General features: G+C 39.1%; 19 protein-coding genes. 7 read left to right on the forward strand and 12 right to left on the reverse strand.

Annotation, left to right across the window (positions count from 1 at the left end; all coding sequences use genetic code 11):
* Positions 1-44: 44 nt before the first annotated feature.
* From AAE02nite_RS22840 to AAE02nite_RS22850, 3 genes are read right to left on the reverse strand one after another with little or no spacing between them, the layout of a single operon-like run.
* The gene (locus AAE02nite_RS22840; protein ID WP_146903819.1) at positions 45-800 is read right to left on the reverse strand and encodes a class I SAM-dependent methyltransferase; all 756 of its coding nucleotides are present in this window, start codon (positions 798-800) and stop codon (positions 45-47) included.
* Entirely contained in the window at positions 797-1,915 is a 1,119-nt protein-coding gene (locus AAE02nite_RS22845) for a DegT/DnrJ/EryC1/StrS family aminotransferase (protein WP_146903822.1), read from the reverse strand. Before AAE02nite_RS22845 ends, AAE02nite_RS22840 begins: the two co-directional genes overlap by 4 nt.
* Positions 1,916-1,924: 9 nt before the next feature.
* Positions 1,925-2,350 carry a cupin domain-containing protein gene (locus AAE02nite_RS22850; RefSeq protein WP_146903826.1) on the reverse strand — a complete coding sequence of 142 codons (426 nt, stop codon included), beginning with the start codon at positions 2,348-2,350 and terminating at the stop codon, positions 1,925-1,927.
* A 565-nt stretch (positions 2,351-2,915) separates the two neighbouring features.
* Between AAE02nite_RS22850 and AAE02nite_RS22855 the strand changes: the two genes are divergently transcribed.
* Positions 2,916-3,668 carry an FkbM family methyltransferase gene (locus tag AAE02nite_RS22855; protein WP_170252670.1) on the forward strand — a complete coding sequence of 251 codons (753 nt, stop codon included), beginning with the start codon at positions 2,916-2,918 and terminating at the stop codon, positions 3,666-3,668.
* A gap of 234 nt (positions 3,669-3,902) precedes the next feature.
* Complete coding sequence (locus AAE02nite_RS22860) at positions 3,903-4,919, forward strand: glycosyltransferase family A protein (RefSeq protein ID WP_146903832.1); 1,017 nt, start codon at positions 3,903-3,905, stop codon at positions 4,917-4,919.
* Here AAE02nite_RS22860 and AAE02nite_RS22865 read toward each other — a convergent pair.
* The 4 genes from AAE02nite_RS22865 to AAE02nite_RS22880 all read right to left on the reverse strand — a co-directional run bounded on the left by AAE02nite_RS22865 (position 4,916) and on the right by AAE02nite_RS22880 (position 11,157).
* Positions 4,916-6,277 (reverse strand): MATE family efflux transporter, encoded by a 1,362-nt coding sequence (locus AAE02nite_RS22865; RefSeq protein ID WP_146903835.1) that lies wholly within the window; start codon positions 6,275-6,277, stop codon positions 4,916-4,918. The two genes, AAE02nite_RS22860 and AAE02nite_RS22865, sit on opposite strands and share 4 nt — an antisense overlap.
* Positions 6,278-6,357: 80 nt before the next feature.
* Positions 6,358-7,323: a glycosyltransferase family 4 protein gene (locus tag AAE02nite_RS22870; RefSeq protein ID WP_170252671.1), complete on the reverse strand. Its 966-nt coding sequence runs from the start codon at positions 7,321-7,323 to the stop codon at positions 6,358-6,360.
* Positions 7,324-8,226: 903 nt separating this feature from the next.
* Positions 8,227-9,222 (reverse strand): alkaline phosphatase family protein, encoded by a 996-nt coding sequence (locus AAE02nite_RS22875; protein WP_170252672.1) that lies wholly within the window; start codon positions 9,220-9,222, stop codon positions 8,227-8,229.
* A gap of 378 nt (positions 9,223-9,600) precedes the next feature.
* Positions 9,601-11,157, reverse strand: a complete 1,557-nt coding sequence (locus AAE02nite_RS22880) for a CotH kinase family protein (protein WP_170252673.1) — start codon at positions 11,155-11,157, stop codon at positions 9,601-9,603.
* Between the two features lie 233 nt (positions 11,158-11,390).
* Between AAE02nite_RS22880 and AAE02nite_RS22885 the strand changes: the two genes are divergently transcribed.
* From AAE02nite_RS22885 to AAE02nite_RS22900, 4 genes are read left to right on the forward strand one after another with little or no spacing between them, the layout of a single operon-like run.
* Positions 11,391-11,927, forward strand: coding sequence for a lamin tail domain-containing protein (locus tag AAE02nite_RS22885; RefSeq protein ID WP_146903849.1), 537 nt, complete (start codon positions 11,391-11,393; stop codon positions 11,925-11,927).
* A gap of 43 nt (positions 11,928-11,970) precedes the next feature.
* Positions 11,971-12,639, forward strand: a complete 669-nt coding sequence (locus AAE02nite_RS22890; RefSeq protein ID WP_146903853.1) for a DUF4956 domain-containing protein — start codon at positions 11,971-11,973, stop codon at positions 12,637-12,639.
* Positions 12,640-12,641: 2 nt separating this feature from the next.
* The gene (locus tag AAE02nite_RS22895; protein WP_146903855.1) at positions 12,642-13,643 is read left to right on the forward strand and encodes an HlyD family secretion protein; all 1,002 of its coding nucleotides are present in this window, start codon (positions 12,642-12,644) and stop codon (positions 13,641-13,643) included.
* Complete coding sequence (locus AAE02nite_RS22900; RefSeq protein ID WP_146903858.1) at positions 13,643-14,893, forward strand: TolC family protein; 1,251 nt, start codon at positions 13,643-13,645, stop codon at positions 14,891-14,893. Before AAE02nite_RS22895 ends, AAE02nite_RS22900 begins: the two co-directional genes overlap by 1 nt.
* Positions 14,894-14,931: 38 nt before the next feature.
* Here the strand turns inward: AAE02nite_RS22900 and AAE02nite_RS22905 are convergent, their stop codons facing one another.
* Genes AAE02nite_RS22905 through pxpB form a run of 4 tightly spaced genes read right to left on the reverse strand, consistent with a single transcriptional unit; the run spans position 14,932 to position 18,618 of the window.
* Positions 14,932-16,119, reverse strand: a complete 1,188-nt coding sequence (locus AAE02nite_RS22905; RefSeq protein WP_146903861.1) for an NRAMP family divalent metal transporter — start codon at positions 16,117-16,119, stop codon at positions 14,932-14,934.
* Between the two features lie 10 nt (positions 16,120-16,129).
* Entirely contained in the window at positions 16,130-16,891 is a 762-nt protein-coding gene (locus AAE02nite_RS22910) for a LamB/YcsF family protein (RefSeq protein WP_146903864.1), read from the reverse strand.
* 1 nt (position 16,892) lies between these two features.
* Positions 16,893-17,900 (reverse strand): 5-oxoprolinase subunit C family protein, encoded by a 1,008-nt coding sequence (locus tag AAE02nite_RS22915; RefSeq protein WP_146903869.1) that lies wholly within the window; start codon positions 17,898-17,900, stop codon positions 16,893-16,895.
* Positions 17,890-18,618, reverse strand: a complete 729-nt coding sequence (pxpB, locus tag AAE02nite_RS22920; RefSeq protein WP_146903873.1) for a 5-oxoprolinase subunit PxpB — start codon at positions 18,616-18,618, stop codon at positions 17,890-17,892. Before pxpB ends, AAE02nite_RS22915 begins: the two co-directional genes overlap by 11 nt.
* A gap of 212 nt (positions 18,619-18,830) precedes the next feature.
* On the opposite strand from pxpB, the gene AAE02nite_RS22925 reads away from it, so the two are divergent.
* Positions 18,831-19,208: a hypothetical protein gene (locus AAE02nite_RS22925; RefSeq protein ID WP_146903878.1), complete on the forward strand. Its 378-nt coding sequence runs from the start codon at positions 18,831-18,833 to the stop codon at positions 19,206-19,208.
* Between the two features lie 259 nt (positions 19,209-19,467).
* On the opposite strand, the gene AAE02nite_RS22930 is transcribed toward AAE02nite_RS22925, so the two are convergent.
* Positions 19,468-20,144 (reverse strand): hypothetical protein (locus AAE02nite_RS22930; RefSeq protein ID WP_218033544.1); only part of this gene is annotated, 677 nt, incomplete at its 5' end.

A 20,144-nucleotide genomic window follows, 5' to 3' on the forward strand; every position in this document is an offset into this window, starting at 1 on the left:
ATCGGCTTAGTTGTTTTTATAAATAAAAAATTTAAACAAAATGGTTATTTAACTCTGCACACAACCGTAACGAACCAGTTTGAATGAGGAATTCCTCCTTGGAGCCACTTCTCAAAGCCAATAACTTCAAAGCCATTTAATTGTGCGAGCATTTCGATCTCAGGATAAAATAAAAACCGCATCCGGTGTTGTTCTCTTATTATCTGGCTATTGTGATGAATTTTATCTTTTATTTGTAAGGTATAATTTACATCTACCATATTTTGATTTAAATGCAGGATGGGTTCAGCAATTCTTTCCACTGAAATACGCGCATCTTCCATGTCTTTTATCCGTCGTTCCGGTAAATCGGTTAAAACCCCTGGCCCATACCAACTATCAAAAATAAAAAGTCCGTTAGGTTTCAGATGAACTTTAGCTGTTTCAAAAGTTTTTAGTAAATCCTCGTTCGTAATCTGGTAGTTAATAACATGAAAGAGGCAAGTAACTATATCGAAGGTTTGGTTTAATCTGATATTCCGGATGTCTCCCTGGCAAAAGTTAACGTTCAGGTTATTTCGGGATTTATTCTGATTGGCTTCCGAAATCATTTTTTCTGATAAGTCTACCCCGAACACTTGAAAGCCTCGCTCGGCAAGTAAAAAATCATGTTTACCAGTTCCGCAACCAAAATCTAATATATTTTTAGCTGTGGGCGAATGTTTTTTTATTAATGTATACAGGTAATCTACTTCACCTGCATAATCTTTGTCTTTGTAAAGAAGATCATAATAGGCTGCGTAATAATCAAAAGTGCTCATACTAAAATTGCCTGAAGGCGTTCCGCTACTTGATGTATTTGTTCCTCCGTTAGAGCCATGCCGCTGGGTAAATAAAAACCTCTTTCGGCTAGTTTTTCTGCAACCGGATAGTGCTCACCCTGAAAAAGGGACATCTTATGAAATACGGGTTGCAGGTGCATGGGGTAAAAGAAAGGCCTGGTTTGTACTTTTAAAGCTCCTAATTTTTGCATAGCAACTAGTGCGTTAAACGGTATTTCTTCGGTTAAAACAATACCAAAGACCCAATAAATATTATTTGCAAAAGGAGTAGTAGGCAATGGCAACTGCAGGCCCGGTACCTGGTGCAGTAGTCGGTGGTACTTTTGGCCCATTGCCCTTTTTATTTGAATAAAATGGTCCAGCCTTTCTAATTGGGCCAAACCCAAAGCTGCCTGTAAATTGGTCATCCGGAAATTATAACCTAATTCTTCGTGGTAGAACCGCTTTTCCGGAATAAAGCACAGGTTACGAAGCGAACGACATTTAGCTGCAAGTTCCGGGTTATCAGTTACAATCATCCCACCCTCGCCGGTGGTAATGTGTTTATTAGGATAAAAACTGAAGATACTGATATCGCCAAAGCTTCCACAAGGCTTTTGATTGTAGGTCTGGCCGTGCATTTCGGCCGCATCTTCAATAATTTTAAGCCCGTGCTGCGCTGCTATGGCTAATAGAGGGGCCATATCTACGGGTAAACCGTAGATATGCACCACCATAATAGCTTTGGTTCTGGGCGTTATGTTCGCTGCTACCTGGTTCACATCCATGTTCCAGGTTACCGGGTCCGCATCAACTAAAACGGGTTTGGCTCCGGCTCTTACAATAGCCGCCGCACAGGAAATAATAGTAAAGGCTGGCATAATTACTTCGTCGTCCTTACCAATTCCTAAAGCCAGAACGGCTGTTTCTAAAGCTACCGTACCATTGCAAACCGCTATTCCAAATTTGCGATTTACTTTAGTTGCAAAAAGCGCTTCAAATTGATTAACATAAGGGCCTTCTGACGAAATCCAGCCAGTCTCGATGCAGTTGATTAAATATTGTTTTTCGTTGCCATCCAGCAAAGGTTCATTAACCGGAATTACTGAATCCATTTGTACTTCTTAAACAAGATTGCTTACTTCGGCCTGAATACCCTTAAACCGGATCTTGTCATCCCCAACGTAAGGGCCCTGCTTAACCTCAATCATCTCCAAGTCCTCTAATACCTCAAAACCATGACCACCAGCAGCTAGTAGAATAACATCGCCAGGTTCCAGAATATGACTTTCCAGATAATTCTGGTCAATATCATATAAATCAACCTTTAATTTACCTTTCTTAATTACTAATACTTCCTGAGTGAAAAAAACCTCCCGACTGACCGGGCTGTGCGTATGCGCCTCAATTAAATGGCCTTCAGAATGTTTAATAAAGGCTAATTGTTGAGAAAAACAGGAAGGAGTTAAAAAATTTACCCCTGATTTATTATAACTGTTGTGAATAATTAAAGCTATTAGCTTTTCTTGATGGATAATAGTTTGGATCATTTAATTAACTGTTTGGGTTGTAGAAATAAGTGTCGGATAATTTGTAAATATAATATTTCTTGGTAAGGTTTAGATGTCCTATATTCCCCGCCTGAAAATATTTATTTTGCAGTGTTAAAAATTTATGGTAAAAAACTGAATATTGGTTATTTATTTAAAAATAGCCTAAGAATTTTTATAATATTTTAGAATATTAAAATTAGCCGTTTAGTAAAGAGAGAAAGGTTAATTTGTGCTGATTCAAAAAAAATTATTGATTTTGAAACAGACTTAATTTTAAAATTAAAACTAAAATTTAGCGGTTTAAATTAATATTGGTAGAAAAGACAATTGCCACTTAAATTGTAAAACATAAACGGGTTAAGAGTTCTTCTCAAGACTGTTAAATTGTTAGTTTTAACAGCAATAAAGCAGAATTTTTTGCATGATTACAAGTTATAAAAGTTGTAAATTGTTGCCTGGTAGAATTAAGTTAGTTTAATTAAATTCAATTAAAAAATAAATAATATTAAAGATATAAAAGCTTAGCCAATATGTACTTTATATGCGGTAAGCGATGGCATACATGACAAAAAGCATTAAAACTTTATTCCGCTTACTGCAGAATTTTGGGGTTGAATACGGAATTTCATTATTTATTAATTTTAAATTAAACAGGTTAGATAACTTAAGGCTTCCTAATATTAACTCCAGTATATCATTAAGAAAAGGAACCTCTGATTCGGATGCTTTCTACCAGGTATTTGTTTTAAATGAATACAAGATAGATTTTATAGAAAGGCCTAAAGTTATTATAGATGGCGGGGCAAATATTGGCCTTTTTACGGTTTTGATGAAAAATAAATTTCCAGAAGCTAAAGTTATAAGTGTTGAACCAGATAAAGACAACTTTGCAATGCTTCAGAAAAATGTAGCCAACTACAACAACGTTTATTGTGAAAACCTAGGCCTTTGGAATAGGAAAACAAAGCTAAAAATTTACGATAAATTTGAAATGGGTAAATGGGCAATGGTAGTTGAAGAAAGTGAGGCAGAAGGAAATATAGAGGCTATTTCAATAGATGAGTTAGTTTGTAAATACGCTATTAATACCATTGATATATTAAAATTAGATATTGAAACGAGTGAAAAAATATTATTCCTGGATAACTACGAAGGCTGGCTTCCGAAAGTAAAAATGATAATAATTGAGCTACATGATTGTTTGGAGGAGGATTGTTCTAAACCTTTTTTTGTAGCTATTAATAAAACTTTTAGTAAGTATACCTATTCTATTTCTGGTGAGAATACCGTTATTATAAATAATGACCTTGTATAACAACATGAAAAATACTGAAATTGCGGCACATCAAAACCGTTAAATGGTGAGCTGTACGTATGAATGATTTCTTTTAAAATTATTTGCCGAAGTATTTATTTTTTTGAATTAAATTTTATTTATTAGATTTTGTAATGAATATAAACAAACTTTATTGTGGCGGTTATTTAGGCTCTTTCCAATCTATGACTTATCAATCTTAGAATTTTAGATATTACAAGTAGATATAAATAGATGCTTATTTCAATCATCATTCCTACCTTAAATCGTGCAAAATCTTTAAAACTTACGCTTCATTCAATTTATCAGCAAACGGATAAGATGGATTTTGAAGTGCTGATTATTGACAATGGATCTTCTGATGAAACAAAGGATATTTGCAACGGGTTTGTAATTAATTCACCTGGTCAATTCAGGTATTATTATAATTCGGAACCAGGGCTGCTGACCGGGAGACACCTGGGAACATCCTTGGCAAAAGGTAGCATATTATGTTTTATAGATGATGATGTAGAACTTAATCCTTCCTGGGTTTCCGGCGTTAAAGAAGCTTTCAAAAATTCGGAAGTTCTTTTAGCCACAGGTCCTTGTCTGCCTAAATATGAGGTTGATCCGCCAGAATGGATTTATTATTTTTTTAACAAAACTAAATGGTCAGGTACTTCTTGTACCTGGCTAAGCTTATTTGATTTTGGAAGTAATAAAAAGTTAGTCGAACCAAACTGCGTGTGGGGACTGAATTTTTGCATCCGGAAAATAACCCTCCAGGAACTTGATGGCTTTCATCCTGATAATATTCCTGCTAAACTTCAGTTTTTTCAGGGGGATGGGGAAACCGGCTTAACCATGAAAGCGCAATCGTTGGGTTATAAAGCGCTTTATCATCCTCAATTACAACTTCATCATCTTATTTCCGCTGATAGGTTAACGGTTAAATATTTTAAGCAAAGGGCTTTCTACCAAGGTGTCTGTAATTCTTTTACGCTTTTAAGAAAGAAATATTTATATAATAACGCCGGTGATAAGATAATTTCTTTAGCTAGCGTTAAAAATATATTAAGGCCCGCGAAAAATCTTTTAATATATGTTAAGAATCAATTTATTCCAAAAGAAATTCGTGAACTCATGGCCATTCTTCAACAGGAAGAAAAAGCAGGATTTGATTTTCATCAGGAAGCATTTAGGAATAACCCCAAAGTAAAAGAATGGGTGCTCCGGAAAAACTATTGGGATTATAAATTGCCCCGTTAAATAGATAAACGAGTTTTTGTCCACTCAAAGGTTTTACTTCTGAAAATTATAATGGCCCATATCAAAGCAATCAGGCCATTAATTATAAAATATACAAAAGTCATTACCACAATTCCGTAGTATTTACTACATAGTATGGTTAGTATACCCGAAACCAAACCAATAACAATGGAAGGAATGAAGAATGGTTCTTGTTTAAAACTTCTTAAGTAATAGGCTTGAGAATTTCCTACTAAATTAACCAGTTGGGTTAAACCAAGAAATATAATAGGCAAGATATCTAAAAACCGGTTGCCCAACTTTGGATAATAGATTTGCAGGAGTAAAATAGAGATAATAAATAAAAACAAACCAACCAGGCAAACTACCAGCGAGATGACAAAATTCTTCCGGTAAATGACATTAAGTTGGTTAAATTCTCCTTTTGATACAAAGTTAGAAAATATAGCTACCTTGGTAGATAACCAACTTAATGAAATGACTAAAATACCATTTAAGAAAGTTTGTGTGGCTCCCATCTGCCCGGCAAGTACGGGGCCTTGGGTAGCAAATAAAACCGGATTTATTATTTGCCAAATTAAATAGCCACTTATACTGCCTAACCCAATTTTAAATAAGTAAGGAAAAATTTCTTTTCTGAAATCTACTTTCCACTTTATTTCGGTTTTCCAGATATTAATTATGATCTTTTTGTAACCAGAAAATAAAATGAAGCCTACTGTAATATTTGACAGCAGGATAGCTAAACCACCAGATAACAGTTTAAAGTTAATAGAGAAAAAGAAGGTTAGCAGACCTAAGTTTATTAGTTGTTGCAATAAACGAATTTTGTTTATTTCCTCAATTTTTCCTAAACCTTCTAATATGGCTAGAAATAAATTTACAATAAGCAAAAAGGTAGCTGAAACCGATAATATAAACCAGGGAAACAGCCAATCGACATCTAAATTAGCATTATAGTTTGTAAAAAATAGTTTGCCTAAGTAAAATAAGAAAATAAACAACAAGACAGCCAGAACCAAAAACCATTTAATACTCCAATGGATTAAGGATGCCAGCCTGGATTGATAATAAGAGTCTCCGGTAAGTTGATAGTTACTGGACCACGATAAGTGAGCGGCCTCATGCGCCACATATTGTGTTATAATATTTGTAAGCCCCAGTTCAAAAAATATTTGAATGGCCAGTAAGCTAGTAAAGGTATAATAATAGCCTTGTTCATTCTTGTCTAAAAAGCGGGTAATCAAGAGCAGGGTTAATATTCCGGCTGCGCTTTGTACAATTCGTGTTAGAATATTAAAGATAATGGCCGGATTTAAACCTGCCTTATCATAAATTTTTCGCGCAACTAAATACATTTTTCACCAAGCAAGCAAAACACCAACATCTTTATAAAATTTAAAGCAACAAACATCCTGAAATGCTTGCCCATGGGTTATCAGTTCAATCCAATAGTCAGTAAAAAGGAGATATTTAAAAAATAATCAACTCCCCAGGCCTTACGTAATGGAATTACCTCTGAAAATATTTGGTTCAGTACTTGCAAACTGTTATTTATAGTAAATGGAGATTGTGTAATATGTGCTTTGGCTGATTCAATTAATTTTGACCGGAGGCTCTGATCAAGTACTTGTATCATTGCTGCTTTAATTCCTTCGGCATCGGAAGGATTGAAGTACAAGGCATGATTACCCATGATTTCCTTATGACCAGCCAGATCAGAGCATAAAACCGGACAATTTAAATGAGCCGCTTCAATTATTGGAATGTTGGTTGGCCCTAAAAAAGTAGGCATTGTAAGCGCAATTGCATTCCGGTAAAGAATAAATAAAGACTCATCCGAAACAAAGCCGGGCACGATTATATTATCAGTTAAAGATAAAGACTTAATTAAGTCTAAAATGTATAAAAAATTCCCTTTATCACTTCCGCATAAAACCAACTTCAGATTTTGGTTTCCTGTTTCCCGGAGAAGTTTATGGAAGGCCAGAATTAAATTATAATGATTTTTGTGGGGCCAAAACTGGGCCGGGTAAATAAAAAACTTCTCTTTTTCTACGTTAAATTTATTTAAAGTAGTATGCTCTGATTCCGGAGAGGCCTGGCAGTTAATTATATTGCTGGCGAAAAGCGGTAAAACTTTGATTTTTTCAGGATATATAGCGTAGTACTTCTTTAGTTCAGTTGCACCTGCTTCTGACTCGCACAAAATAAGAAAAGCCTTATTTAAGGTATATAGGTAATACTTTTCTCTTATTTCATAATTTTTGTTCAGACTATGTTCCGGAAAACCATTGGTAGATTTATGCGATACATCCCAGAGAGTAGCAATAAACGGATAGTTTAAAATGGTATCCTGCTGTTTAAGGTAATAAACAAAATCAATCCGGTGGTCTTTGAGCAAGCGTTCTACTTTCTTATTTCGGTTCCGGATAGATAAATTATAAAGAAAACTGATTAGTGGGTTCCTATTGGTAAAAGTGGTGCCTGACTTCTTTTGTTTCCTTTTAATAAAATTTTTTAACCTATCTCCAAAACCTGCTTTAATTAAAATAGCAGGGTTTTTTAGGCTTAATTGGGGTAACTGACCTTGGTAAAAAATAATATTTATAATTTCTATTTGGGGAGAAAAAGTAAAATCATTTATTCCTTTAAATAAGGTATTAAAGTAGGAATAACCACCGCCATCGGTTGGTTCATTTTCCGGGTAAACTATAATTCCGATTCGCAACTTATTCATGAACCATTTTTAACTTCTATATAGTTGCTTTAATAATTTTGTATAAGTATAAATTTAAGATCTGCCCTTTAATATTTTAAAAGTGACCAAATGTACCGAGCGTTTATCTGACTTTAAGCGTGCTTTTTACATGCTGGCAGCCTGTTAGTGCATCTGGACTTTTATATAGCCTCAATTTTACCAGCATGATTTCCACAACTTAGTACTGACAGCTAATTAAAGGGTAAAAGCAGTTAAACCTGCCAATCTCAAGCTTCTTCACCCTGAAATAATCAGCGAATATAATATAAACCGATTGATATTTTTTCTTTTTATGTGGCGGAAATATATGATAAAATGTGGCGTTATTGAGCCAGAACTTGAAACCCGCGCATTGAATTTGGAAGCGGTATTCTTACTCTTAATTAAGAATAAACAAATCTGGCAGGAAGACTGGAAACATATAAATCATTCGTTTTAAAATATTTGTTTTTACTAAAAGTATTTTATTTGTCTAGTTGAATTTCAAAGAATTATAAGATTATTAATTGTTAAGCAAATCTATAAAAGTTCTTACAGGAGTAAGTTCTATTTTGTAAGTAATTCCTGGATTTTCTGGCCCTCAGTAACATCAAAGCTAAATCCTAACAAAGCTGCCACCGTAGCCGAAATATCGGTCTGGTTATATTTTGTCTCTATTGTTTTGCCCTTCGGAAAATCAGGTCCTAAAGCCAGTAAACTTATGTGCTGGCAGCCTTCACATTGGTCACCGTGGTTAATAAAGTCTCCGCTGGAACCGTAAGTATGGCGACCATGGTCGTTGGTGATGAACAGGGCTGTTTTGTCTTTGTAAAAGGTATCTTTTTGTAAAAAGTCCCAAAGTTGTGTTACGTACCTATCCGAAGTGGTAATACCTTTTAGGTATTCGCGCCAATTACCAGAGTGACCTGCCGCATCTGGTTCTCTGAAGTTTATTAGGGCCAGGTTTGGTTGGTGCTCTTTCAGAATTCTTTTGGCTTCTATTAAAGTAAGCGAATCGTTGCGGTAACCATTATTGGTATTTTCAATGCCACAATTAGTTGATGGTTGATAGGTATTGTGCCAATCAGGATGCTGGGTATTTGCCAGAATATTTAATTTTCCTTTACTGGTTATAATCCAGGCAGAATTGGCGGGTTTTCCCGAGTGTTTTAGCCAATACTGAAATAAAGAAGGGTTTTTGGGCAGCTCTTTGCCATTGTTATCAATGGGCTGGCGATTACCGGTAGTAATTGCCGTATGACCAGAATTGGTATAGGTATAGCCGTTATTGTAAAATTTGGAAAAGAATGTTCCTTTAGGGCGCAAAATTTTTGCCATATTCGGAATCCGGGCAAGGCTGGTGCTGTCCCAGGTGTCTAAATAGCGGGGGCCATCTATAACTACAATAATAACATTTTGGGTTCGGAAGGATTTCTGAACAGTTTCAACAGGCGTTTTCTCACAGCTTATTAAAATGGTTGAAAATACTGCTACTACCAGGTAAATGATATTAGTTTTTAATCTAATAGTAAACTGGCAGATAGGAGTGGTATTTTTATGCATGTAATCAACCATTAAAGATTATGATGGAAATTAAAATTATCTAAATATATATTATTTTTAATATATAAGAAAAGGAAAATTTTAATTTATTTTGGGATGATACATAGTTGCAGCCGTTAGGTAAATGTTTTATAGCCAATTTTAATTTACCTTAAGTTATAGTATTCTGATTAACAATGCAATAAACGATAAAATAAAGAAATTTTAAAAGATTGAATTGAGGTGTTAAATAGCGAATAAACCGCCTTACTGGCTTATTAATAAACAGATTATTTTTTCTTCTGAAGATGCTGTAAAGTAAAAAGGCCTGCTGGTTCAGCAAGCCCTTTGGTAAGTACAGATCATTATTTTGGTAAGTTGGCAGTTTTCCAAGCCTGATTAATTAATAGTAAATTCCTTTTCCATCCAGGCTATTCTTTTCTGAAGCCAATTGTTCAGATAAGCTACTTCTTTCTCATGCGACCCTAAAGCTACCGCATTGGGCCAAACATAAATATTTAAAATATCCCAACGATTAAAGTTGGCTTCCTGCGATTTGTTTAAGTAGGCAGCCGTTTGGTTTATAAATTGAGGAAGCGTATTAAGTTGCGTTTGTTTTAACTGGTTAAATCTGGTTTTTACTTTTTCTGCAAAGGCAGGGTCTTGAAACAAACGTTCTATCCAAAGAGAATTCATTATGTAAAATCCTTCCGGCTTTTCAATATCTAAAAAATTGATATTTCCGGCTGCTATGTCAAAGTCCCAGGCCGGCCCAATACACAACTTGTTATTTCTATCTTTAAATAAATAAACACTGGTATAAAAAACCGCATCGGAATTTTTGGTGATTTCGTTTAATAAATACCAATTAACGAAAGAATCCACGTTAATATATTTGGCATAGCCCTCTTTGGTGTCCGTAAAATTATCTGAATACAGAATTTCTTCTGTTTTCTGCACATAAGCTTTTATATAATTGTACTGGTCGGGCGATGGGCTTTCCGGCGATTTTAAGCAGAAAATTATATCCTTGTTAGTTTTAAACCACGATGCCGCATCTTGTCTAACATCTATCTCTAACAAGTAGCCTCCCGTAATTTCTTCCGGACTATTATCGCTACGGTCGAGTTCTTCAATATCTACCCGATCTTTTGAGATTTTTATTTCTTCTGTTAAGAGGTAATTACCCTCGTAATTGCCATTTAAAAATACTTCAACAAAGCGGGCACGAGGCGTGTATTTTAAGCCCAGGCGGCGGCTTAACTCAAAGCTAACATAATTACGCATTAATGTTTTGTCGCTGTAATTTGCCAGCAGTACCCATTCTCTATCCGCCGGCATATTTAATAGCGGGGCCTTTTGGTTTAATTTTATTTTATAAGGTTTTTTCGGCATGCTGTACCAGGTAGAATTACCTCTTCCTTTTATTTGAATGCCTCCATTATATAACCCTTCCTGATATTGCCCATTGCCTTTAACTTTAAGGCTGGCGCTTTTATACTCATCTTTTGAGCTTACCGGCAGCGTATCAGCGGTGTTCAGGTATAATATAGGTAACTGGGTAAAGGTGGTTAGGTTTACCGATAGTTGTTTGGCTGTTCCTTGTGGCGTTTTAAAGGTGTACACAACCGGTTTACTAAAGTCATTCTTACTTACCCCGCTAATCTGGGTTTTATTAGCTACCGTTACAATGGTGCCGGAGGGTACAGAAAAAGTTGCTACCAAAGAATCGGACTTTAGCAGGAACGGAGCCACCCCGGTAATTTGATCAGCGGTTAACCGGCCAACCACATCTTCGGTTAAATTATCCGGATTGTCAATTTGTCTGAATCCAAACTCAATAGGAGTATCTAAAGGTTGTATAATTTCTGGTTCCGGAATTACCAGCTCTTCTTCTTTATTGCAACTAAGTAAGGTAAGACATAAATAAAAAAGAATAAGTAAATTTTTTCTCATCAGACTTAATGGTGATAATTTGTATTGTATTGTGTAAAAGCGGATAATAAGACAAACATAATAACAAAATTCCAAGTTTAGGTAATTAGAATTAAAATTTATTTTTATTATTAAATTTATATTTATAATTTTGAGTCGTCTTACCGGAGATGCAGAATACACTTGCAAATATAACATTTTTAATATATTACAATCCCAAGAATTTGCCAAATTCAAACCTGTAGTTTTTGCTTATGAGAAACACTTTACTTATTGCCGGATTTTTTATTTTATTTAGCGGCTGCACCAAAGAGGAAGTTAAGCCGGAAACATCGGCCGCTAACTTGCCAAAGCTGGTTATTAACGAGTTTATGTCCTCCAACAGTTTTAGTTATCAGGATCCGGAAAACGAAGGAGAGTTTGATGACTGGATAGAAGTTTACAATGCCGGTGATAAAGAGGTAAATCTGGCCGGGCTGTACATCTCCGACAATAAAAACTATAAAGCTAAATACAAAATTCCCGCCTCCAATCCGGTAAAAACTACTATACCACCAGGTGGATACCTTATTCTATGGGCCGATAGCGATCTGGCACAAGGCGAATTGCACGTTGATTTTAAGTTAAGTGCCGAAGGCGAAGATTTAGGAATTTATACGGCAGACGGTCAGGTAATTGATGAAACTACCTTTGGTCCGCAGGTTAATGATGTATCTTTCGGCCGTCAGGCTTCCGGTGCGGGCATCTGGACAACGTTTTCACCCGGAACGCCGGGCATGCCAAATAAATAGGTAATCCTCACATACACCAGCGTATACCTTTAGCTCATTCAGCATGTTTGATATTTTCCCGGATCAGCCCAGCTATGAATATCCGCCATTAATAAATATTATATACGCGTTGGTTTGGTCGTTTCTGCTATCCTCGGTAGTAGCCATTACCCACCGCTTAACGTTTCAGGGAGAAAATTATTCTAAAAGCTTCTTCCAAGCAATGGTACTGGGCGGCATTATCACCGCCATGGTAATGATGGCCATTGGGGATAGTCTGGCCCGGGGATTGGGAGTGTTCGGAGCCATGGCTATCATCCGGTTTCGTACTCGTATTGACGACCCCCGTAATGTGTTGTTTCTTTTTGCGGCGCTAAGTACCGGTATCGCCATTGGCGTTTATGGTTATACCACGGCTTTTGGGGGCACTTTAATATTTTGCTCGGTAGCAGCTGTTTTGCACCTTTCCCGCTTCAGAAGCAATAGCCATAAGCATTTACTTTCTTTTACCCTGGTCAATACCGATACATTGCCCCAGCTTACGGAAATATTAAAGCCATATTGCAGCGAAAGCAGCTTAACCGATATATCGGTTAATAAAAAAAATGAAACCCAATTTAAATACCTTATTGTCCTGACGGAGGCGGCGGGTAAAATAAGCCTGATCCAGGAAATGAGTAAAATAGAAGGGGTACACCAACTAAGAATTACGGATACGGAATTTAAGGATTAAACATGAAAAATCAGAAAATAAGTGGCTTTTATCTTTTTATAGCCTTGCTCTTTGTGGGAATGCTTTTCGTTAATTTTAAATTTTTTAAAGGTAGTTCGGGCACCAACATTGGCATAACCGATGCCAATGTTTATAAAATCAGTTCTGAGAAATCCGGTTTAATTAAAAATATACGGGTGGTACCGGGGCAGGAAATTAAGGCCGGCGATTTGCTGGTTGAGATGGAAAACAATTTGCTGGAAATGGATCTGGCCAAGCTGCAAACCAAGATTGCCGCTCTTAAAAAAGAGAAGGTGGAGAAAGCAACCCTGGTGCAATCAAAAATAGATTATTTGCAAGCCGAAGGAGGCATTCAGGTAGGAGAGTTCGAGTCCGAAATTGAACAAATTAAATCGGAATTAGAGTTGAACCACAAATTAACCCAACAGTTTACGGCTGCTAATACGGGCAATATTACACCTGCTGAAGTGAGTCCGCACGATTTAAAAATTAAATCTTTAGAAGAAAAAAAGGAATTATACCACCAGTCAGTAAATATTAAATCGAAGGAATTGGTAAAAGATAATGCCAGCGAATTACTGGTTCTGGAAAATGAAATTAATTTACTGAAACGTGAGCTGGACCTGCTGCAGGATGAAAAGCGAAAGCTGAACAAATACGCCGTTTCGAGTGGTGTTGTAGAAAGCGTATTTGTAAAGTCCGGCGAACAGATAGAAGCTTACGCTCCTATAATATCTATAAATCCTGTTCATCCGAGTTCGGTGGTAGGGTATATGGTAGGAGCCAAAGCCCGCGAAATTCCGATTGGCGCCAAATTAATAGTTTCTTCTTACGATAAGAAACATATTACAACCACCGGGGAGGTTATAGGTTTTGGGGCGGTAACTGAATTGCCGGAGTTATTACAGAAAGCTACCGCAGTTAAAGCTTTTGGCCAGGAAGTGTTTATAAAAATTCCGGAAAATAACCAGTTTGCCAACGGTGAAAAAGTATTGATAAGATAATGACCTGGTCAGACATAAAAAAAATCGGCTTTTTCTTAGGCCTTTACTTTTGGGTTTTTGCTGCTGCGGCCCAGGTTAGAATGGGAGACTTTCTGGGTTCGGCCATGCAAGACCCGGAGCTAGAAGTTCTTTCAAAACAAATTAATTATTTAAACAAAGGGCAGTACCGCTTAGCTCCGGTGCGCAGCATCGAATTCCGGACGCAAAACAGTCAGTTAGGGTCCGGAGAACAACAATATGAGTTTCGATTAAATCCGGCCAACCCCTGGGAAATAAAATATACCAACCGGGTTTTCAGAACCCAGCAAATGGCCTTGTCGCTGGAAAAAGAATTACTGTTTAAAGCGCTTTTAGAAAAACGGTACCAGGTAGTGAACGACTTGCTTTATTTAAATGAGTTGCGGGATATCCGAGAGGCTTTAATTCAGAATACAGAAAATCAGATAACGGTGTTGGAGAAACAAAAAGGTTCTTCTTTTTTTGATGCTGAAGATTTTGTGGAATTAAAGTTAGAACAGATGGAAGAACAAGTTGATATAGCGTCTTTTAATTTTCAGGTGGAGCAGAAGACAAAAGATATGCAGCAGCTTTACCCAACCGGCAATAAAACTGTTCCGGCCTGGCGATATGCCGAAGTAATTTCCCTGCCTCGTCTGGAGAAACTGGTAGATAGCCTGCTGCATACAACGCTATTCTCGACCAGACTGGCTTACCGGCAGGAAAAAGTGGCTTTGGCCGATTACGAGCACGCCCTGCAGAAGGCTAATATAAATCCGGGTTTTATTCAGACGGAGTACATGCCTTACCGGTTTAGCGAAAGTAAAAACCCAATGGGCATTTCAATGGGAGTTACGATTCCGTTGTTTAACCCAAACAAAGCGGACATGGCCCAAAAGAAGCTGGATGTATTAGAAGCCGAAACCAAACTGACCCTGGAAAAACAACAGGCGACCGATGAAGTAACTAACCTGCTGGGGGCATTAAAAAATTATCTGGTGCAGCATCAGAAGCTGGAGCAGAAAATAGCATCTTATAAGCAAAACGAGACGGTTTCGGCCGTAAATGCTTTAACGAACAACAACCCTTTAATTACCCTTAAGTTTAACGGCCAGTTATTAAAGCTGCGTAAAATTCAGGTGGAGCTTAAAAATGAAATTTACCGGACTTACATTGCGTTATTAGCTACTTCGGATCTGCTCAACCAAAAACCATTAATTAATTTTCTGAGCCCCAGCCTGCAGCCATTATAAACGACAGGCAACAAAGTTTTTCCTGGTTTATCTGGTATTTAAAACAGCTTCTCCATTTGGGTTATTAACGTATACCCGCCCATCCAGGTCATTAGCAATACTACCAGAATGCCGAAAATGGTAAGCCAGCGCGGATGTTGGTAAGTGCCAATAATTTTCTTTTGGTGGGCTGCTACTAAAATGGTGGCGAGGGTTACCGGCAAAATCAGGCCATTAAGCGCACCCGCCAGCAAAAGCAGCCGAACCGGTTGGCCTATGGTAACAAAAATAAACGTAGAAACTGAGATAAATAGGATTATCACCCAGTTCTCGTTCTTTTGAATAATGGGGTGCCAGGATTTAATAAAACTTACCGATGTGTAGGCTGCCCCTACCACCGAGGTAATAGCCGCAGCAAACATTACCACCCCAAACAATTTATAACCCAAATTACCGGCAGCTAGCCGGAAAACAGACGCCGGCGGATTATTCGGATCCAGCAGTATGCCTCTGGCTACAATGCCCAAAGCAGCTAAAAACAAAAATACCCTAATTACAGAGGCGACCACAATTCCCGCAAGGGCGCTGGTTTTTATCTGAGGTAGAGCGGCTTCGCCGGTGATACCCGCATCGAGCAACCGATGCCCGCCGGCAAAGGTAATATAACCACCCACGGTACCGCCCACCAAAGTTATAATTGCTACAAAATCAATGGTTTCGGGAACAAAGGTTTTGATGGCGGCTTCGGCTAAGGGGGGTGCTGATGAAAAAGCTACGTAAACAATGAGTAAAATTAGGAGAAGACCTAACCCCTGGGCAAAGCGATCCATTATTTTTCCGGCTTCTTTTACCAGGAACAACCCAATGGCAATGGCTGCCGCCAGTAAAGCCCCGGTTTCCGGCGAAATGCCCAGCAATACCTGAAGACCTAATCCCGTGCCGCCAATGTTGCCGATGTTAAATGCCAGTCCGCCCAGCAGAATTAACAGGGAGATAAGCACTCCTAAACCAGGCAGTAAATGGTTGGCTATATCCTGGGCTCTTTTTTGGGCAACGGCTATTACCTGCCATACATTTAATTGTACCCCAATATCCAGAATAATAGATACCAGAATGACAAACCCAAAACTGGCTCCTAATTGCTGGGTAAATACGGTAGTCTGGGTTAAGAATCCCGGACCAACGGCGGAGGTTGCCATGAGGAAGGCTGCCCCCAATAAGATGCCCCAGTTGCGTTTTTGCTGCATAGTTAAAACCTTATTGGGGTTGAAGAATTACGCCTTCCTGTAACAAAGCTTCTTTTATGAGGCGGGCGAAAGCTAAAGTGTGCGGGCCGTCGCCGTGGAGGCAAACCGTATCGGCTACCATGACAATATCTATCTGGTCCATTGATTTTACAACACCTTCTTTCACCAGCCGGATTACCTGCCGGGCGGCTTCCTCCGGGTCAGTTATTAAAGCATTGGGTAATTGGCGGGGTGTTAAAGTGCCGTCTGCCCGGTAAGTACGGTCGGCAAATACCTCCTGGGCCGTTTTTAAGCCCAGGCGCTTACCGGCTTTAATTAGTTCGGAGTGAGCCAGGCCGTATATTATTAACTCCGGATTTATTTTGTAAACGGCTTCTGCAATGGCTTCGGACAGATTGCTGTTTACCGCGGCCATGTTGTACAGCGCTCCGTGGGGCTTTATATGGTGTAATTGGCCGCCTTCGGCCTTCACAAAAGCCCACAAGGCACCTATCTGGTAAACTACCATGGTATAGGCCTCAGCAGGGGAGATGGCTATTTCGCGCCGGCCAAAACCAGCTAAATCCGGCAGACCCGGGTGTGCGCCAATGGCTACGTTTTTAGCTAAAGCCAGCTTCACCGTTTTTTGCATCACCACTGGGTCGCCGCCGTGGAAGCCACAGGCTATATTGGCGGAAGTGACGTAGTCGAGGATTTCTTCGTCCTGCCCAATCGTGTAAGCGCCAAAGCTTTCGCCCATGTCACAATTTAAATCTACGGTATAGTGGCTCATATTAAGTTTTAAACTTCAGGCTTAAAATATTTTTCAGGTGATTCATTCTTTTTTCCTGAGCCAATAACAAGCCCTGCGCTTCGGGTAAATTTATTTCTTTATACTGAATTTTCGCCCCTGGTTGTACCTGCGCTAATAAAGAAAAATCGGCTGTAATAACCTGCGCCAGGCGCGGATACCCGCCGGTGGTCTGGTGGTCGGCCATTAGCACAATTGGCTGGCCCTGGGCAGGAACTTGTACTGTACCAAAGGTAACGGCGGAAGACAATAACTCTTTTTCTTTAAGCAGATTTAAAGCAGGGCCTTTTAACCGGTAACCCATCCGATCCGATTGATTTGTTAAACTAAACGGTAACTCCCAAAATGCCTTTTGTGAATCCGGCGCAAACCATTCGTATTCGGGGCCTTTAAGTGCGCGTATTACTGGGTTAGGAACGAGGGTGGGGTAAAAAGAAGAACCTAAACGCCAGTTAACTTCTGCAAAACCGTTTGGTGCTGGTTTCTTTTCTAAGCTCCTCCATATAGGTGCAACTGCTGGGGCAGGCCAATTACCCGGAATGCTATCGCCGGTTTGCAGGGCTCTGCCGTTAAAGCCCCCGATACCGGCTTTTAAATAGGTCGCATAGCTACCCAATATTTTAGGAATATGAAAGCTGCCGGCAACTGCCAGGTAGGTCCGGGAACCCAGAACTGGTTTCCCAAATGCCAGAATACTGCCGGCCCTTACCATTACCGGCCGCCACATTTTTACCGGGCAGCCATTAATTTTAGGGTTAAGGTTAGCTCCCGTAAGTGCCAGGAGGCAATTTTCCTGAAAAAGTATTTTCGGTCCGGTTAGAGTAATTTCCAGCGCGGCGGCTTGTTCCGGATTACCCACGAGTAAATTAGCCAGGCGCAATGCCAGGCTATCCATTGCCCCGCTTAAAATAATTCCCTCTTTCCGGTGACCAATCCGGCCGGTATCCTGAATAGTAGTTAACAACCCCGGACTTAAGATTTTAATACTCATTTTCTCGCTGCTTTATTTCCGCGTACCTGGCTACAGTTATAGGGACAAATTTTATTAAATCGCCGGCTTGCAGCAGGCTTGCCGGTTCCCGGTCCGGATTAAACAAGGCTAACGGCGTACGGCCAATGAGTTGCCAGCCCCCTGGCGTAGACAATGGATAAATGCCCGTTTGGGTACCTGCAATACCAACCGAGCCGGCCGGAATTGTAGTCCGGGGTGTTTTTTTACGCGGGGTAGCTATTTTATTGCTCATGCCACCCAGGTACGGGAAACCCGGCGCAAAACCGATCATGTAAACCAGGTAGTGGCCACCAGCGTGAAGGGCAATTACTTCGGCGGGAGTTAAATGATTATGGTCGGCGACAAAGTCGAGGTCGGGGCCGAAATCTCCCCCGTAACAAACCGGAATTTCTACTGGTCGGGGCTTGTTCTTATGTCCAGGGGTTAAATTAGCCAGCTGATGCTGAATGAATCCAACCACTTCGTCATAAGGGTTATATTTTCCTTCCTGGCTGACCACCCAGGCATTATAATGTATGGTTACAGTGGTATAAGCCGGCACCATTTCAACGAAGCCGGAAAAAGGATGCTGCGCTATTTTTTCGGCAAAAGCTTTAACCCAAGCGTGTATAGCCGGCGAAATAATTTCTCCGAACTGAACAATAACCGCCGCATCGCCAAGCGGGATAATCTGAACAGGAGGTAATTTTTTTTTCATAAAAGGTTCCCGGCAACGTCAATGTTTAAAATTCTGGCATGGGTTGGGTTAACCTGAGTTGTCCGAATCAGCTTTCGTAAAACTAAAGGGAATAACGTTGTTACAACCAAGCAAGCGTCTCAGTTTTAAAATCCAGGTAAATATCTAAAGCTGGTATTTTGAACAACTAAGAGAGGTTTGCGTAAATATTTACTCACCTTAGAAATTTAATTATGGCAATAAGCGAAGAAAATCAGGAAAATACGCCGGCTAAATCCGCAAATATATACGATAAAGATTACCGCGAACAAACCAATGGTAACCAGCCAGATCCCAGTGCCAAGCGTAATGTTGGACGAGGCGGGGAAACCGAGCGCCCGGGCCAGAAGGATAAATTAGAAAATTTGCATATCGGCGGCAACGAAGTAAGTGGCTACGGCGCTAATGATCCGGAGGAGGTAGAGTCCACAGCGCAAGGACCCGGATTTGAGTTTGAAGGCAGCTACGAAGAAGGAGATGGTACCGTAAATGGCGTGCGCAGTACAGACCAGCCTTTAGATAGCGACACCACCGAACCAAACGAAAATGCATCGGGTTATAACCGGATTTAAACATTATTAATATTAATTTAAAAGCAGGCCTGTATTTTCACGGGCCTGCTTTTTTTATTAGTGATGGTTTAGCCTAATTTTTAATTAATCATCTTCTAATCGGATTAAGGATGACCTTTGATAGTTATTCTTATCTTTTCCCATTCCAAAAAATTTCCGAAGAAAGACTTTATCAAAGTCCGGATATTTGGGGTGAAATGGCCCAAGTGCAGAAATAATTCGCTGGTAGTCATTCCTGAAGCGGTTAAAGGTTGCTTTTTTAATTTATTTCTACTGCATTCGTAGCTTCTTCAATTGCCCCTTCAAATTCACTGGCTACAATATCAGACTTACTTAACCAATAATCCGAAGTTAAAATTTGGTAATTGCTGTTTCCGGTTGCCTCTAGTTCCCACAAAATACTTTCTGCTTCCGGAAAAGGCATGCTGCCAGCCATTTGTTCGCTAAAAAGTCGCTTAATCAGGTTGTTGGGGGCTAACCCTTTATCCAATAAATGCAGTATATTTCCTTTTGTAAAATCAATTTCTTCTGCCTGGTTTAAGGGGCTTATTAACAGCTTTATTTGCGTGGCTTTGGCATTAGGGAATTTACCATTAAAGGCTTTATATAAAAGCTGGTTAATATGGAACAACGGAGCATGCAAGCTTATATCGGGGTATTCTTCCGAAATTTTATCCAATAACATATCATTGGAAATTTGACTTAATTGTCCCTCATTCAGTTTGTCAGCGAGTTTATATTCCAGAATAATGGCGGCGGCTTCATTGGGCTCATAATCGGTAATGGCCATTAAAAGTAATTCTTCCAAGGTATCTTTGGCCGCACTTTCCGCATCCGGATAGTTAAACTTCAAAAGTAAATTCACATAATCCTCGTCCGTCCAATATTCCGGAACGGATTCCAGGGTGTTAGCACTGTTAATTGTTATTGTATATT

The organism is Adhaeribacter aerolatus (assembly GCF_007991635.1).
GTDB classification, from domain to species: Bacteria; Bacteroidota; Bacteroidia; order Cytophagales; family Hymenobacteraceae; genus Adhaeribacter; species Adhaeribacter aerolatus.

Bases quoted from the DNA above. Each gene is read 5' to 3' on its own strand.
- AAE02nite_RS22840 (WP_146903819.1), bottom strand. From the start codon at position 800: ATGAGCACTTTTGATTATTACGCAGCCTATTATGATCTTCTTTACAAA.
- AAE02nite_RS22845 (WP_146903822.1), bottom strand. From the start codon at position 1,915: ATGGATTCAGTAATTCCGGTTAATGAACCTTTGCTGGATGGCAACGAA.
- AAE02nite_RS22850 (WP_146903826.1), bottom strand. From the start codon at position 2,350: ATGATCCAAACTATTATCCATCAAGAAAAGCTAATAGCTTTAATTATT.
- AAE02nite_RS22855 (WP_170252670.1), top strand. From the start codon at position 2,916: ATGACAAAAAGCATTAAAACTTTATTCCGCTTACTGCAGAATTTTGGG.
- AAE02nite_RS22860 (WP_146903832.1), top strand. From the start codon at position 3,903: ATGCTTATTTCAATCATCATTCCTACCTTAAATCGTGCAAAATCTTTA.
- AAE02nite_RS22865 (WP_146903835.1), bottom strand. From the start codon at position 6,277: ATGTATTTAGTTGCGCGAAAAATTTATGATAAGGCAGGTTTAAATCCG.
- AAE02nite_RS22875 (WP_170252672.1), bottom strand. From the start codon at position 9,222: ATGCATAAAAATACCACTCCTATCTGCCAGTTTACTATTAGATTAAAA.
- AAE02nite_RS22880 (WP_170252673.1), bottom strand. From the start codon at position 11,157: ATGAGAAAAAATTTACTTATTCTTTTTTATTTATGTCTTACCTTACTT.
- AAE02nite_RS22885 (WP_146903849.1), top strand. From the start codon at position 11,391: ATGAGAAACACTTTACTTATTGCCGGATTTTTTATTTTATTTAGCGGC.
- AAE02nite_RS22890 (WP_146903853.1), top strand. From the start codon at position 11,971: ATGTTTGATATTTTCCCGGATCAGCCCAGCTATGAATATCCGCCATTA.
- AAE02nite_RS22895 (WP_146903855.1), top strand. From the start codon at position 12,642: ATGAAAAATCAGAAAATAAGTGGCTTTTATCTTTTTATAGCCTTGCTC.
- AAE02nite_RS22900 (WP_146903858.1), top strand. From the start codon at position 13,643: ATGACCTGGTCAGACATAAAAAAAATCGGCTTTTTCTTAGGCCTTTAC.
- AAE02nite_RS22905 (WP_146903861.1), bottom strand. From the start codon at position 16,119: ATGCAGCAAAAACGCAACTGGGGCATCTTATTGGGGGCAGCCTTCCTC.
- AAE02nite_RS22910 (WP_146903864.1), bottom strand. From the start codon at position 16,891: ATGAGCCACTATACCGTAGATTTAAATTGTGACATGGGCGAAAGCTTT.
- AAE02nite_RS22915 (WP_146903869.1), bottom strand. From the start codon at position 17,900: ATGAGTATTAAAATCTTAAGTCCGGGGTTGTTAACTACTATTCAGGAT.
- pxpB (WP_146903873.1), bottom strand. From the start codon at position 18,618: ATGAAAAAAAAATTACCTCCTGTTCAGATTATCCCGCTTGGCGATGCG.
- AAE02nite_RS22925 (WP_146903878.1), top strand. From the start codon at position 18,831: ATGGCAATAAGCGAAGAAAATCAGGAAAATACGCCGGCTAAATCCGCA.